This window comes from Bradyrhizobium sp. USDA 4510 (assembly GCF_054059095.1).
This window is the reverse complement of the sequence record NZ_JBSSBT010000001.1, coordinates 3303855-3319300: the sequence shown is the minus strand read 5'-3', so window position 1 is coordinate 3319300 and position 15446 is coordinate 3303855. Positions and strand designations below refer to the sequence as shown.

The window sequence follows — 15446 nt, the reverse complement described above, 5'->3', positions numbered from 1 at the left end:
GTTCTTACGGGGAGAGGGTCAGGGTGAGGGGCTGCTTCTGCAAAATTGCTGTCGAACGGACTCGCGGAGGCTCCCCCTCACCCGGATTGCATCTAACGATGCAATCCGACCTCTCCCCGCAGGCGGGGCGAGGTGAAGGCCCGCCTAACCCTTCGCCGGCAGGTTGGTGCGGATGTGCAGCTCCTTAAGCTGCTTCGGCGTTGCTTCCGACGGCGCGCCCATCAGCAGGTCCATGGCCTGCTGGTTCATCGGGAACAGCGAGATCTCGCGCAGATTGTTGGTGCCGCAGAGCAGCATCACGATACGGTCGAGGCCGGCCGCCATGCCGCCATGCGGCGGGGCGCCGTACTGGAACGCACGGTACATGCCGCCGAAGCGGTCGATGACCTCCTGCTCGCCATAGCCTGCGATCTCGAACGCCTTCACCATCGCTTCCGGCTTGTGGTTGCGGATGCCGCCGGAGGCGATCTCGTAGCCGTTGCAGGCGATGTCGTACTGGAACGCCTTAATGGTCAGCGGGTCCTGCGTCGTCAGCGCGTCGAGGCCACCCTGCGGCATCGAGAACGGGTTGTGCGAGAAGTCGACCTTCTTGTTCTCCTCGTCATACTCGTACATCGGGAAGTCGACGATCCAGGCGAGCTCGAACCGGTCCTTGTCGATCAGGTTCAATTCCTCGCCGAGCTTGGTGCGCGCGAGACCCGCAAACTTCCAGAATTTCTCGGGATCGCCGGCGACGAAGAACGCAGCATCGCCCTCCTTGAGGCCGAGTTGATCGCGGATCGCAGCGGTGCGCTCGGGGCCGATGTTGTTCGCCAAGGGGCCTGCGCCCTCGCCGCCCTCGCGCCACATGATGTAGCCGAGACCCGGCTGGCCTTCGCCCTGCGCCCACGAGTTCATGCGGTCGCAGAACGCGCGGCTGCCGCCGCCGGTGCCCGGGATCGCCCAGACCTGGTTCTTCGGGTCTTCGAGCATGCGCGCGAACACCTTGAAGCCGGAGCCGCGGAAGTGCTCGGAGACTTCCTGCATCACGATCTTGTTGCGCAAATCGGGCTTGTCGGAGCCGTATTTGCGCACGGCCTCCGCAAACGGAATCCGCGGCCAGTTCCTCGTGACCGGCTTGCCCTTGGCAAAGTCCTCGAACACGCCGGTGATGACAGGCTCCATCGCCGCGAACACGTCGTCCTGGGTGACGAAGCTCATCTCGACGTCGAGCTGATAGAACTCGCCCGGCAGACGGTCGGCGCGCGGGTCCTCGTCGCGGAAGCACGGCGCGATCTGGAAGTAGCGGTCGAAGCCCGACATCATCAACAGCTGCTTGTACTGCTGCGGCGCCTGCGGCAGCGCGTAGAACTTGCCGGGATGGATGCGCGACGGCACCAGGAAGTCGCGCGCGCCTTCCGGCGAGGATGCCGTCAGGATCGGGGTCTGGAATTCGAAGAAGCCCTGCTCCTTCATCCGCTTGCGCATGGAATCGACCACCGCGCCGCGGGTCATGATGTTCTGGTGCAGCTTCTCGCGACGCAGGTCGAGGAAGCGATATTTCAGCCTGATATCTTCGGGATATTCCTGCTCGCCGAACACCGGCAGCGGCAGCTCGGCCGCCGGGCCCAGCACCTCGATCTCCTTGATGTAGATCTCGACCATGCCGGTCGGCAGCTCCGGATTGTCGGTGCCGGCGGGACGGCGGCGCACCTTGCCGTCGATCCGCACCACCCATTCGGAGCGGAACTTCTCGACCTCGACGAATGCCGGCGAGTCCGGATCTGCCACGCATTGGGTGATGCCGTAATGGTCGCGCAGATCGACGAACAGCACGCCGCCATGGTCGCGGACCCGGTGAACCCAACCCGAAAGCCGGACCGTCTGGTCGATATCGCCCTCTCGGAGCGCGCCGCATGTGTGTGACCGGTAGCGATGCATAGTCGTTCCAAAAACTGATGTCGGAGGAGAATCGCGATAGGAAACTTCCTATCCGAAGGCGCTGGGTTTACCCGAGCCCGCTCGGGGCGGCAACCAAGGGAACGCCCGCTTTTGGCCCGAAACTGCAGATTTTGCTGCGATCCGGCGCCAGATGGGCGCCAATCGTTTGCCTATTCGGCCCGCAGGCCTATCTTCGGGATATGACCATTCATTTCCCGTTCCAGAACACCTATTCGGCGCTGCCGGCGAACTTTTTCGCCCGCGTCGCGCCGACCCCGGTGGCCGCCCCCCGGCTGATCAAGCTGAACCGGCCGCTCGCGGTCCAGCTCGGGCTGGACCCGGACCTGCTGTCGGCGCCGGAGGGCGCCGAGATCCTTGCCGGAAAGCGGCTGCCTGACGGCGCCGACCCGATCGCCATGGCCTATGCCGGCCATCAATTCGGGCACTTTGTTCCGCAGCTCGGCGACGGCCGCGCCATCCTGCTCGGCGAGGTCATCGACAAGGACGGCGTCCGCCGCGACATCCAGCTCAAGGGATCCGGCCCGACCCCGTTCTCCCGCCGCGGCGACGGCCGAGCTGCGCTCGGTCCGGTCTTGCGCGAATACATCGTCAGCGAGGCGATGTTCGCTTTGGGCATCCCGACCACCCGCTCGCTCGCCGCCGTCGTCACCGGCGAGCCCGTGATGCGCGAGACCGCGCTGCCCGGTGCGGTGCTGACCCGCGTCGCCGCGAGCCACATCCGCGTCGGCACCTTCCAGTTCTTCGCCGCCCGCGGCGACACCGACGGCGTGCGCGCGCTCGCCGACCATGTCATCGCCAGGCACTATCCCGAGCTGACGGACGCCGCCCAGCCCTATCACGCGCTGCTCGCCGGCGTCGTGGCGCGGCAGGCCGCGCTGGTCGCGCGCTGGCTCCTGGTCGGCTTCATCCACGGCGTGATGAACACCGACAACACCTCGATCTCGGGCGAAACCATCGATTACGGTCCCTGTGCCTTCCTTGATGCCTACAACCCGGCGCAGGTGTTCTCATCGATCGACGAGATGGGCCGCTACGCCTATGCCAACCAGCCGCGCATCGCGTTGTGGAATCTGACCCGGCTCGCCGAATGCCTGCTGCCGCTGTTCGCAGACGAGCAGGAGAAGGCCATCGAGCAGGCGCAAGTGATCCTCGGCGAATTCCCCGAAAAGTTCACCGCGGCCTACAACGCCGGGCTGCGCGCCAAGGTCGGCCTGTTCACCGCGCGCGACGGTGACGAGGCGCTGATCCAGGACCTGCTCGACGCGATGGCCAAGAACGCGGCCGACTTCACGCTGACCTTCCGCCATCTCGGCGAGGCCGCAAGCGATGACGCCGCGGACGTCCGCGCGCAGTTCACCGATCCCGCGGCGTTCGACGAATGGGCCGCCCGCTGGCGCACCCGCCTCGCGCTGGAGCCGCAAGCGCCGGCCGAGCGCAAGGCCGCGATGCAGGCGGTCAATCCGGCCTTCATCCCGCGCAACCACCGGATCGAGGCGGTGATTGCGGCTGCGGTGAACTCGGATGACTACGCGCCGTTCGAGGAATTGCTGACGGTGCTGGCAAAACCCTATGAGGACCAGCCGCAGTTCGCGGCCTACGCCGATCCGCCGCTCCCCGAGCAGCGCGTGACGCAGACGTTCTGCGGGACGTGAGGTCTTTCCGCCGTCATTGCGAGGAGCGCAGCGACGAAGCAATCCATACCTCCGTGCATGCGAGCCGATGGATTGCTTCGCTTCGCTTGCAATGACGTTGGTGCGACCCTCACACCGTCACCACGATCTTGCCGAACTGCGTGTTCGACTCCAGGTACCGGTGCGCCTCGACGATCTCCTCGAACGCAAACGTCCTGGCGATGATCGGCCTCAAGGTGCCATCGGCAAGCCCGTCGAGGATGAACGCCTTCGCCGCGGTAAGCCGCGCGGGATCGCGCACGATCTCGTGCACGAGGTAGCCGCGCAGGGTCAGGCTCTTGCCGAGCACGTTGGCGAGCGGAAACGGCGTCGGCTCAGGACTGAGTCCACCATATTCGATCAGGATGCCGCCGGGTGCCATCGCCGCCGTCAGCGGCACGAAGGCGGGGCCACCGACGGCATCGAGCACCACGCGCACGCCGTTCGGTCCCGCGATCTGCTCCAGCCTTGATTGCAGATCCTGCTCCGCCGACGCGATCACGTGCGCCGCGCCGGCCTCGCGCAGCGCCTGCGCCTTGGCCGATGTCCGCGTCACCGCTATCGGGACCGCGCCGATCCGGTTGGCGATCTGGATCGCCGCGAGCCCGACGCTGCTCGACGCCGCTGTGATGACGACGAACTCGCCTCGCCCGAGCCTTGCAAGATCGACCAGCGCACCGAACGCGGTGAGATACTGCATCCACACCGCAGCGGCCGTTTCAAAACCGAGCGCGGGCGGATGCTTGACGACAAGCTCCGCCGGAAAGGTCGCGAGCTCGGCATGGGCCGGCCAGCGCACCATCGAGACCGGCGGCACGATGCTCACGGCATCGCCCGGCGCAAATTCTTCGACGCCTTCGCCGATCGCCGCGACAATCCCGGCGGCTTCCAGCCCGAGGCCGGACGGCAGCGTCGCGGTCTCGATATAGCTGCCCCGGCGCAGCGAGGCCTCGGCGCGGTTGAGCCCGAGCGCCTTGACTCGGATCTGAACCTCGCGGGGCGCCGGCGGCGCAACCGCGATCTCCTCGATACGCAGCACCTCGGGACCACCATGCTGGTGAAAGCGGACGCCGCGGGCCATGGGCGAACTCCAAAACAATTGAATGGAATGCCGCTATGCCCGGCGGCGATCGCCGGATAAATCACCCGGTAGCTCCGACAATCGAAACCAGGAGTTTTGAATTGGATCGCCTCACCAGCATGGCCGTCTTCGTCAGGGCGGTCGATCTCGGCTCGTTCGCGGCCGCCGCCGATGCGCTCGAGATGTCGGCCCCGATGGTCGGCAAGCATGTGCGCTTCCTCGAACAACGGCTCGGCGTCCGCCTGCTCCATCGCACCACGCGGCGGCAGAGCCTGACCGATTCAGGGCAAGCCTATTACGAGCGCTGCCGCATCGTGCTCGGCGAGGCCGAGGCGGCCGACGCGCTCGCCTCCGATCAATCGTCGCAGCCGCGCGGGCGGCTGCGGGTGACGATGCCGGCGCTGCTCGGCCGCTACTGCATCGTCCCCACGCTGCTGAAGCTCGCGCAGAAATATCCCGCGCTCGAGCTCGATCTTTCGTTCGGCGATCCGATCGCCGATCTGATGGAGGGCGGTCACGACCTTGCGATCAGGACCGGCGAGCTCAACGAGCAATCCGGCGTGATCGCGCGGCGCATCGCGCGCCAGCGCATGGTGGTGTGCGGCTCGCGCGCCTATCTGAAGGCCCATGGCAGGCCGCGCACGCTCGACGAGCTCGGCCGGCACCAGGCGATCGTCTACCGCCGCTCGGGCCGCGTTCGCCCCTGGCTGTTCCCGCGCGCCGGTCTTGCGCCGCACGAGGTCTGGCCGGCCGGGCGGCTCAGGCTCGACGACCTCGAAGCCATCGCGGATGCCGCAGCGCGCGGCATGGGGCTGGCGTGGCTGCCCTCCTGGCTGGTGCGCGAACGCCTCGACACCGGCGCGCTGGTCCGCGTTCTCGGCGACAGCGGGGAATTTCCCTACGATTGCCACGCGCTGTGGCTGCCGACGCCGCGACTGCCACTCAAGATCCGCTTTGCGGTGGATGCGCTCGCGGCCGCGCTGCCGAAGCTCGTGGCGTAGCGCCGCGCCCCCGATTTGTTTGCAACGATTTCGCGCGCGCATCGTTGGCCGTGCAGCGCGGAACGTGCCGCCTCGTCCGATCCAGGTTCCGTGCCGCCGTGATGATGGAGCGCCAGCATGAACCAGCGCGATGACGACCTGAAAACCGCGATCGAGCGCAGCAACCCGAACGGCGTCGAGCCGCCCTTCTCCGAGGACGATCTGCAGCGACAGCAACTCGGGCCGCGCGGCGTGCCCGGGCAACCGGACCCGGCGAAGATGACGCCACAACGCGCCAAGAAGACGCCGGTCGATTCCGGTTCCGGCGGCCACACCGCCTGAACGCCGAAACAACCTGAACGCCGAAACAAGAAGGGTTTCACGATGAGGATCACCAGCTTCAAGGACATGTATGTCGCCGAGCTTCAGGAACTCGCAAGCGTCGAGGAGCAGCTCGCCGTGGCGCTGGCGCGGATGGCGGAGATCGCCTCGCATCCGTCGCTCAAGGATGCGTTCAGCCGCCATCACCGCGAGACCATCGTGCAGGGCGAGCGGTTGAAGTCGCTGCTGCGGATGCACGGGGCCGATCCGCTGGAGCACACCGACCAGGCCATGCAGGCGCTGATCCACGAGACCGCCAAGATGGTCTCGCTGCTGCCCGACGACAATCTGCGCGATGCCGGCCTCGTCGCGTCGGCGCAGAAGCTCGCGCATTACGAGATCGCCGCCTATGGCAGCGCGGCCGCCCTCGCCGGTCAGCTCAATCTGCGCGACGACCAGCGGCTCCTGCACGACAGTCTCGACGAAGAGCGGCACGTCGACACGCTGCTGACGGCGCTCGCCAAGGGCGAGATCAACCAGGACGCCCTCGCCGCGTGACACGGCAGGATGGGTGGCCCGTAGGATGGGTAGAGCGCAGCGAAACCCATCAGCTCATCTCGCGAGCGGCACCACTATGGGTTTCGCGGAGTTCTATCAACGGGGCCGCGCCTTGCGCGGCCCCGTTGGCTCTACTCATCCTACGCATCGACGCGCGCGGGAAAAATGCTGCTGCAAATTTCGCGCTTCGCGGAGCTGCTGTCGTTTTTATCTCGCGACTATTGCCCTGCATGGGCCGTTCGATCAGCCTCTCGTGATTGATGCCATGGGGAAGACGAACGATGAGCTTCAGGTTCAAGCAGGTTTTCGCAGACACCCAACAGGCGCTCGGCGCCGAACCGGCGCAGGCGCAGGCCGTGTTCCAGGCGACTTCGCAACTCGGCGACGGCGTCAATAGCCGCGTTGCCGTGCGGCAATTCAACGTCAGCGTCGACGAGCCACCGGCGCTGGGCGGCGAGGACACCGCACCGAACCCGGTCGAGTACATTCTCGCCGCGCTCGGCTCGTGCCAGGAGATCACCTATCGGCTCTATGCCGACGCGCTCGGCATTCCCCTCAACGGCGTGTCCGTCAAGCTGTCGGGCGCCATCGATCTGCGCGGCTTCTTCAGCGTCGATCCAGACGTGCGAGCCGGTTTCCAGCAGATCGAGGCCGAGGTCGCCATCGACAGCCCGGCCTCCGCGGCCGACATCGCCCGGCTGAAGGAAACCGTCGACCGTCATTGCCCCGTGCTGGACATCCTGCGCAACCCGACGCCGGTGGATCTGAAGCTGCGCACCGGACCGCTCAGCGTAGCCGTCTAGCTTCGCGATGTGAGCGTTAACTCACTCTCCACCATGCGCCGAGGCCGGCAGCGGTAACCATAAGGCTTAACAGCGCGTCAACGCTCCCCCAACAAGTCTAACTGTTTCTGATGGGGAGAATGGCCCGTGGACGCATTTGCATTCGAATTTATGGGATTGGCGATGATCGCGCTCTGTCTCGTCGTGCTGGCGATGCCCGCCGCGCGCCGGCCGTCGAAGAACATCCGCTACGAGTGAGAGCCGCGAGAAATAACGCGCTCAAACGTCATCGAATGGCGATATGCTCGCGCTGACGAGTCCCGACCTGGGACGCAAATTGCCGGAATTGACGACGCTTGAACGACACCGACGTCCCGCAGCCAGGCCCAGCGCCCGCCACCGCGAGCTCGACGCACTCGCCGCTCGAGGTGCTGCTCATCTTCTTCAAGCTCGGCGTCAGCTGCTTCGGCGGCCCGATCGCCCATATCGGCTATTTCCGCGACGAGTTCGTCACCCGCAGGCGCTGGCTTGACGAACAGGCCTATGCGGATCTGGTCGCGCTCTGCCAATTCCTGCCGGGCCCTGCGAGCAGCCAGGTCGGCTTTTCGCTCGGCCTGATGCGCGCCGGGTACCTGGGGGCGCTGGCCGCCTGGACCGGATTCACGCTGCCCTCGGCGATCGCGCTCGTGCTGTTTGCCTTCGGCGCCAGCGGATTGAGTGGCCCGGTGGGTAGCGGCCTGGTGCATGGCCTCAAGCTGGTTGCGGTGGCGATCGTCGCCCAGGCCGTCTGGGGCATGGCGCGCTCGCTTTGCTCCGATCGCGAACGCGCCTCGATCGCGACGGTCGCAGCACTCGTCATCCTCGCCAGTTCGTCGTCGATCGCGCAGATCGGCGCGATCATTCTCGGCGCCATCGCCGGGCTTTGGTTCTGCCGGGCGCACCAGGCCAACGGAGTCACCCATATCGCGATGCCGGTATCGCGCCGCGTTGGCGTCGCGGCGCTGATCCTGTTTGTCGCGCTGTTGGTCGGACTGCCGCTGCTGTCGCGGACATGGCCCGGCCTCGGCCTGTTCGAGGCCTTCTACCGCTCGGGCGCATTGGTGTTCGGCGGCGGCCACGTCGTGTTGCCGCTGCTGCGCGAAGCCGTGGTGACGCCGGGCTTTATCGGCGACGATGCGTTCCTGACCGGCTACGGCGCCGCGCAGGCGGTGCCGGGCCCGCTGTTCACCTTTGCCGCCTATCTCGGCGCCGTGATCGGCGGCCTGCCGGGCGCGATCGTCGGCCTCGTCGGCGTCTTCCTGCCGGGACTTCTCGTGCTGCTCGCGGCGCTGCCGTTCTGGGATAGCTTTCGCAAACGGCCGGCGGCGCAGGCGATGATGCGCGGCGTCAACGCCGCCGTCGTCGGCCTTCTGGGGGCCGCGCTCTACAATCCGGTGTGGACCAGCAGCGTGCACCGTCCGCTCGATTTCGGCATCGCGCTGGCCGGCTTCGTCCTGCTCACGGCATGGCGCGCGCCGCCGCTCGTGGTGGTCGTGCTCAGCGCGGCCGCCGGCATCGCCACGGGGCTCCTGCAATCGTGAACGATCGCGCGGTCGTTTCGCCGGGTGGATTAAGAACGCCTTCATGCCTCGCCGCCACGATAGCGGATATATGCCGAGCGTTTCTAAACAACCGGATCCGACCCGGGTTCCCGTGCTGGACCTGCTGCGGCTCGCCGCGGTCGGGGCCGTGATCCTGTACCATTACGGCTTCTGGGGCGTGGCATCGAACGGCGTGCAAAAGGTGGCGATGCCGTACCTCGCCCCGGTCGCGCAATACGGCTTCCTCGGCGTCCCCGTGTTCTTCGCGATCTCTGGCTTCGTCATCGCCTATTCCGCCGAAGGCCGCACGCCGGTCGGTTTCGCGATCGCCCGCTTCAGCCGGATCTATCCGACCTTCGTCATCTGCATGACGCTGACCTTCCTCGCGACGCTGCTGTTGGGCCACGCGTACTTCCACGTGACGTGGGGGCAATGGCTGACAAACCTGTTCATCGCGGCCCCGATGCTCGGTCAGCCCTACATGGACGATGCCTACTGGTCGCTGGTGATCGAGGTCGTGTTCTACGTCTGGATCGCGCTGTTCCTGACCTGGGGCGTCTTTCCGCGGCGCATCGACACGATCATCGTGGCGTGGATCGCAATCACCTTCGCCAACGAGCTGACCCTCGACGTTCCGCTGTTCGAAAAGCTGTTCATGGCCGACGACAGCGGCTTCTTCGCCGTCGGGCTCCTGATCTATGAGCATTACCGGGGACGGCGCGACACCAGGCTGTACAGCCTGCTGACGCTGGCGATCGGCACGGCGACGTTCCAGGCCGTGCACAAGCTGGAGCGGCTCGGCGTCCACACCCATGGCAGCTTCGATCCCCGCGTCGTGACGGTGATCTGCATCGTCTCGCTCGGCATCGTGTTCGCCGCCACTCGCATCAAGTCGGTAGCCCTGCCTGCAGGCCTCGTCAGGGCCGTCGGCGGCATCACCTATCCGCTCTATCTGCTGCATCTGCAGCTCGGCTACGTCATCCTGCTCTTGATCACACCAACGCCGGACGCGCTGTCGACCGCGCTGGTCGTGACGGGCATGGTGGTGCTGGCATGGCTCGTCTGGCGCTTCCTCGAAGGCCCCGCGCATTATCTCGTCAGGGACAGGCTGACGACGCTGGCCTCGCGGCACGGATGGCCGTCACGCGTTCGCGCGAACGAAGCCCGGATCGATCGGGACGACGTTGCCTCGCCAATCGAGGCCAGCATCGCCAACCGCTGATCAGTTCGGCGCACATCGCCGGAACAGCATCCACCCAACGTTGCCGCCGCCGCGAACTTGGGCCGAAGCGAGCACCATCATTCATCTGCGATGCGTGGAGACGACGGTCAGGCGCAAGCGGGCGGACGGGCCCCGGGGCGCCTCTGTATCCTTAGACCCGCCCGCTCCATTCTTGATCTCCGGGCATTTCCATTGCCAGTTCATTCGCCAGCTCGAGCGCTTCCTTGACGTCAGGCGTACCTAGACCTTCCGTGAACGTTCGAACGACGGGTAGCAACAGCTCGGCTGCTCGCGCCTGTTTGCCGGAATGTCGCCATAAGCGCGCCAGGCTGACAGCTGACCGTAATTCAAAGGACCGCGCGCTTTGCCTGCGCGCCAGCTCGATCGAGGCGAGGAACATTCGCTCGGCGGATTCAACGGACGATGATCTCGAATCATTGAGCGTCATCTCACCTTGCAGACGATAGATCTCAGCTTCGTAAAAATGCTCTCCCGTTCTTCTCCCGATCGCCAGTGCGCTGTCGAGTTCGTGCAAGGCAGCATCCGGCAAGCCGGCACTTGCATAAGCCTTCGCGAGCAGGCTTCTGAACCAGCAACTGGCTAGCCGGGCGCTCATGCCCTCGTAGGCGTCGATAGCCATTCGCATCTGGTTCAATCCCTCATCGACATTCCCGAGCTCGGTCATCGCCCATCCTCGCAGGATGGTTGTCTGATGCTTCCAGTGCAGGAAGCCGTGTTCCGATGAGAGAGCCAGTGCCCTGTTGGTGTAGTCGTGGGTCCCTTCGACATCGCGGAGATGCTGGCAAACGTAAGCGCCGAATGTCAGCGCAAATGATAACGTGAAGGGGTGGCGAAGGTCTTCCGCTTCCGAAATAGCCTGCTGGCTATATCGGCGCGCCGCGTCAGGACGGCCCAGAAACCACGACACGTACCCGAGATACGAGAGCGAGACGATGCCAGGATGGATGCCATGCGTTGCCGTCAGGGCGCCGTGTAGATCAGGACTGTACAGATTCCTGAAGCGATGAAGGTGATGTTCGGCAGCGACAAACCGCCCGCGGTACAGCATCGTCATCGCGATGGCCCGATGCGCCTCGATCAGATATCCCGTCTGTTGCGTCGCGGACGAACTTTGGTTCGACGCCTCGCGCCTTGCGAACTGCAGGAGCTCCGCGCTCAGCTCATGCGCCCGTGCGAGATCGCCGCGGATGAAGTGGCACACCCAAAGTCCGCGCGTCGCCGCAAAGACCTTCGCCATGTTGCCAAGATTCCGGCCGAGTTCGAGCGCGCGAACATAGTTCTCCTCGACTTCCTGCACGGCGTATCCCTTTGCCGCGATCAGGGCAGTGCCCAGGGCGATGCGAAGCTCAAGCTCGGACTCGTTTCGGCCCTGCATGCCGGGTGAGGCTTGCAGAACCCCGAGCCCACGACGCAAATGACCGATCGCCTCCAGAGTCGCACCCTTCATTGCGGCCTGCTTTCCGGCCTTGAGCCAGAAACCCGCGGCCGGCTCGCTTTGTCCAGATTCGGTCAGGTGGTAGGCGAGAAGCTCCGGTTCGCGCTCGATCTTTTCCGGATATTTTTCGGCGAGCACGCGTCCGATCTTGGCGTGCAGCGTCCGTCTTTCCCTGTGCAACAAGCTTTCATGCGCCGCATTCTGGATCATCACGTGCTTGAACGAGTACAGCGCCTCCGGCAGAAAGCCGAAGCGGACGATTAATCCGGCTGCCTCCAGATGGTTCAGGGCGGCTTCGATCTGGTCCGCCGGCGCTTCGGCAACCTCGCGAAGGATCTCATAAGAAAACTCGCGGCCGATGGTGGCGCCGATCTGCGCGATTTTCTTGAATGATCCCATCCGGTCGAGGCGGGCCATCAGGGAATCGTTCAATGTCGCGGGAATAGCGAGCTGATGCCACGGACCGGACAAGACGTAACGTCCATGCTGCTCAGTCAAGACGTCGGATTCGAGAACGGCCTTGGTCAGCTCTTCAAGGAAGAGCGGCACACCATCGGTTTTGACAATGATGTCCTCAATCACCTCTCGGGGAAGCTCCTTTTCTCCAGCCACACGTTCGACCAATAACGTGCGGACCTGTCGGCCGAGACGCTTGAGGTTCGCACTGATGGTGTGCGCGTGATCCTTCCAACCCGGCTGAAACTCCGGACGACCGGTGATCACGACAAGGATCGACGTGGTGCGAACGTTCTCCACCAGCAGATCGAGTACGGCCCGCGAGGTGGGATCGATCCAATGTGCGTCCTCAAAATCGATCAGGAGCGTCTGCCCGCGCGCTTGCGCGAGCAGATGGTTGACGAGCGTGGCGATCGTCGCATCCTTCAGCTGTTGCGGCGAGAGATCCAGGGCCGCGTAGCGGTCCCCGGTGGGAATTGAAAGCAACGCCGCAAGGATCGGCACCACTGTGTCCGCCTCGCCGTTCGAGGCGGCGACACCAGCTTCAAGCTTTGTCAGCCAAAGCGCAGACGCGTTCTCGCCGTCAAGGCCGAGCGCGAATTTGAGATGCTCGATGAAGGGGTGAAAAGCGGTGCTGCTGTAATAGGGAGAGCACTGGAACGAAACTTGTCCGTGCTGATCACCTGCGATCCGCTCCCGCAATTCCTGAACGATCCTGGACTTTCCAATTCCCGGCTCGCCGGTCAGCAGCACGACCTGCCCCTCATGGGCTTTCGCTTGCTGCCAACGCGTGAGCAGCAGCGCAACCTCTTCGGTGCGGTTGACCAGCGGCGTCAATCGGGAGCCCATGGCTGCGGCAAATCGCGTCTCGGCGCGGCAGGGCCGAACCACGAGCCAGGCCTGGGCCTTCGCGGATATCCCCTTCAGCGCGTGAAATCCGAAGTCCTGGTAGTCGAACTTTCCTCTCAGCAGGGATTGCGTCGAAGACGCAATCACGACGCCGTCCGGAGGCGCCAAGGCCTGCAGACGGGCAGCCAGATTTGGCGTCTCGCCGACTGCGGAATCGTGCTCCTCGGTGTCCTGTCCAACCAGGTCTCCGACGACAACAAGGCCGGTCGCAATCCCGATGCGCACACTGGGCTCATGACTTGCAACGTCGCGGGCGTCACTCGCTCTCGCCGACGACAGGCTCCGTACAATTTCGAGCGCCGCGCGCACCGACCGCTCGGCGTCATCCTCATGCGCATTCGGATAGCCGAAATAGACCAGAATGCCGTCCCCGAGGTAGCGGGCCGCGAAGCCTTCGTACCGCTTGACCACGCTGACGCACTTTTCCCTGAAGCTCGCGATCACGTCGCGGACGTCTTCGGGATCGAACTGCTCGGACAGCGAGGTCGAACCGACCATGTCGCAGAACATCACGGTCAGCTGGCGCCGCTCGGCGCTCACCGCCGCGCTTTCCGCGACGCTCCTACCGCCGGCGGGACCTTTTGCCGAACGGGTCAGGGAAGCAACCGCGCGCTGCAAGCGCTTGCGGTCTCCCAGCGGAAGTCCAAGTTCGACCAGATCCTGCTCGGTCAAATCGGGCAGGATGTCCAAACCGATGCGATGCAGGACAAAGAGGTCGCTATACTGGCCGAGATCAACGGTTTCGAGCCAGTGCTTGAGAGCAGCCTCCATATCGGCGCTTGGCTGTTTCTCCGGCATTGTGATCCGTCCGACTGCGGGCCATTGGCGACAATGGGCCTCGTTCGACGATGCCAAGGGACCTGTTTACCCCAGACTGGACGCGTTCACAAAGTGCGAAAACAAGGAGCAGACCGATCGAAGACGCACTCTGCCCTCGGTCACTCGGATATTCGAGATAGCGCACGCGCTGGTATTTTGGCCCCTTCGCCGACTGCGATGGCGCTGTAGGCGAAACCAGAGTCGCCCCCTCGGGCGCCATCATCCAACCTCCGGCATGTTCGGTACTCGGCGCGACAAAGGCGCTCGGCGAACGACGGCGTGACTCACGAATTTGCGCGCGGAGCCATTCGATTTTGCGCGCTATGACAGGCAGCCCCTGCCACCGAGTTGCCCGTCTGGGGCTATCCAGTCCTTGGCAACGCTGCCCGGTGCCGTGACCAGCGATTGCTCGCCAATCCGGCACAGAACACCGCGTCAGCGCTGTTGGGGATGGTCTGCGCGAACCATCGGTCGACATCCGGCGAGGTTTGGGTCGTCGGCTCATCGCGATAGCGAAGCCGGCCATAGGCCCTCCGCATCACCATCGTCGTCTTCTCGACGGTTTGACGAGGGTACAGGGTTGCAGCCAGTTTGAGACAGAGATCGTCGAGATCATCCGCGTGCGTGTCGTCCGAGATAGCCGGCACGACGCTGCGGCACTGCGCGCGACCCAGCACGTAGATGACGGGATTTCTCGTTCGCCAGCACAAGCAGAATTCAGCCGGCGCCGCCGGGTGACCGAACTCCGCCGTCATAGCGGTATCGAACATCCGCTTGAAAGAGCCGCGACCACGATGCGTGTCTCTGACGGCGGTACCCGAGAGATAGATCACCGACGTGCTGGCAAGGGCGAGGCGCTGAATGATGAGGTAAGCCACGCATTCACCGCCGTGATGGAGCAGGACAATGCCGTGGTCGGGCTTGAACGGAGAGTGTTCGCGGGACCAGAACTTTTCCTTCGTCAACCAATTCGTGTCGATGATGCTGTTGATGCTCTCGAGCACTGCATCGCGGCGTTGTTCCGGGACTTCAGAGGCGATTTGAAACAGCTCGCTGGTGACAGCCCCGGGCTGCGTCGCGATCACGATAGCGGCTCCTCGTTGGTCATCGACTTCAGGTTGCTTTGGCAGAATACGGCACCCATGATCGGCCAGGCAAGCCGGCCCCGAGAAAGCTCAGCACTCCGGTTGACCCAAATCGCCATCCCGACGGCGCAAGCTCCCGCAGCGGCGCGCCCCCACTACGACTGTCATCGTCCGCGAAAGCGGGCGATCCAGTACGCCGCGGCCTCTCGGTTCGAGCACAACTGTCTCTGGAATACTGGGCGGATTCAACCGGTCGAGCCGGGCGATCAAAGCTGCAAGTGGGGACGCAATGACGGCGCGGTGCGCCTCGTCACCATGACGGGTCGGTTGCAGAAGTCCGCAAATGTCACAGCCCCAAGCGTGGCGACGCATGACTTCGGAATAATGGAAAAATATCGCTGATTTGCCCGACGTGTCAAGTTGCCGTGTCGAACACGCTAGCTGTCGGCTCCTTTGCATGGGGTTGTTTTCGATATTTTGGTCGTGCGCCCCGGCGCCAGCGGGCTATCGCCTGTGGCGCTCAGCCCCCGATCGTCATGCCCGGTCAAGCCGGGCGGTGACACCGAAGGTGGCGGACGACCGACGA

At 64.6% G+C, this 15446-nt stretch carries 11 protein-coding genes; 7 read left to right on the top strand and 4 right to left on the bottom strand.

Annotated features, from left to right (window positions below):
- Positions 1 to 144 precede the first annotated feature (144 nt).
- A complete protein-coding gene (aspS, locus tag ACVMDN_RS14930; protein ID WP_456827511.1) occupies positions 145 to 1920 on the bottom strand; it encodes an aspartate--tRNA ligase in 1776 nt (591 codons plus the stop codon).
- A 200-nt stretch (positions 1921 to 2120) separates the two neighbouring features.
- Here aspS and ACVMDN_RS14925 point away from each other — a divergent pair, with 200 nt between their 5' ends.
- A complete protein-coding gene (locus ACVMDN_RS14925) occupies positions 2121 to 3593 on the top strand; it encodes a protein adenylyltransferase SelO (RefSeq protein WP_456835115.1) in 1473 nt (490 codons plus the stop codon).
- Between the two features lie 109 nt (positions 3594 to 3702).
- On the opposite strand, the gene ACVMDN_RS14920 is transcribed toward ACVMDN_RS14925, so the two are convergent.
- The gene (locus ACVMDN_RS14920) at positions 3703 to 4692 is read right to left on the bottom strand and encodes a zinc-dependent alcohol dehydrogenase family protein (RefSeq protein ID WP_456835116.1); all 990 of its coding nucleotides are present in this window, start codon (positions 4690 to 4692) and stop codon (positions 3703 to 3705) included.
- Positions 4693 to 4793: 101 nt separating this feature from the next.
- Between ACVMDN_RS14920 and ACVMDN_RS14915 the strand changes: the two genes are divergently transcribed.
- From ACVMDN_RS14915 to ACVMDN_RS14890, 6 genes are all read left to right on the top strand, one after another.
- Complete coding sequence (locus ACVMDN_RS14915; RefSeq protein ID WP_310884757.1) at positions 4794 to 5693, top strand: LysR family transcriptional regulator; 900 nt, start codon at positions 4794 to 4796, stop codon at positions 5691 to 5693.
- Between the two features lie 117 nt (positions 5694 to 5810).
- Positions 5811 to 6014: a hypothetical protein gene (locus tag ACVMDN_RS14910; protein ID WP_253590428.1), complete on the top strand. Its 204-nt coding sequence runs from the start codon at positions 5811 to 5813 to the stop codon at positions 6012 to 6014.
- A 42-nt stretch (positions 6015 to 6056) separates the two neighbouring features.
- Positions 6057 to 6551 (top strand): YciE/YciF ferroxidase family protein, encoded by a 495-nt coding sequence (locus ACVMDN_RS14905; protein ID WP_028344824.1) that lies wholly within the window; start codon positions 6057 to 6059, stop codon positions 6549 to 6551.
- A 281-nt stretch (positions 6552 to 6832) separates the two neighbouring features.
- Positions 6833 to 7354: an OsmC family protein gene (locus ACVMDN_RS14900; RefSeq protein WP_456827508.1), complete on the top strand. Its 522-nt coding sequence runs from the start codon at positions 6833 to 6835 to the stop codon at positions 7352 to 7354.
- Between the two features lie 335 nt (positions 7355 to 7689).
- Positions 7690 to 8913 carry a chromate efflux transporter gene (gene chrA, locus ACVMDN_RS14895; RefSeq protein ID WP_456827507.1) on the top strand — a complete coding sequence of 408 codons (1224 nt, stop codon included), beginning with the start codon at positions 7690 to 7692 and terminating at the stop codon, positions 8911 to 8913.
- A gap of 70 nt (positions 8914 to 8983) precedes the next feature.
- A complete protein-coding gene (locus ACVMDN_RS14890) occupies positions 8984 to 10135 on the top strand; it encodes an acyltransferase family protein (RefSeq protein WP_456827506.1) in 1152 nt (383 codons plus the stop codon).
- Between the two features lie 151 nt (positions 10136 to 10286).
- Here ACVMDN_RS14890 and ACVMDN_RS14885 read toward each other — a convergent pair whose 3' ends face one another.
- Together ACVMDN_RS14885 and ACVMDN_RS14880 are read right to left on the bottom strand one after the other, a co-directional pair.
- Positions 10287 to 13754 (bottom strand): ATP-binding protein, encoded by a 3468-nt coding sequence (locus ACVMDN_RS14885; RefSeq protein WP_456827505.1) that lies wholly within the window; start codon positions 13752 to 13754, stop codon positions 10287 to 10289.
- 383 nt (positions 13755 to 14137) lie between these two features.
- The gene (locus ACVMDN_RS14880; RefSeq protein WP_456827504.1) at positions 14138 to 14860 is read right to left on the bottom strand and encodes a hypothetical protein; all 723 of its coding nucleotides are present in this window, start codon (positions 14858 to 14860) and stop codon (positions 14138 to 14140) included.
- Between the last annotated feature and the right edge of the window lie 586 nt (positions 14861 to 15446).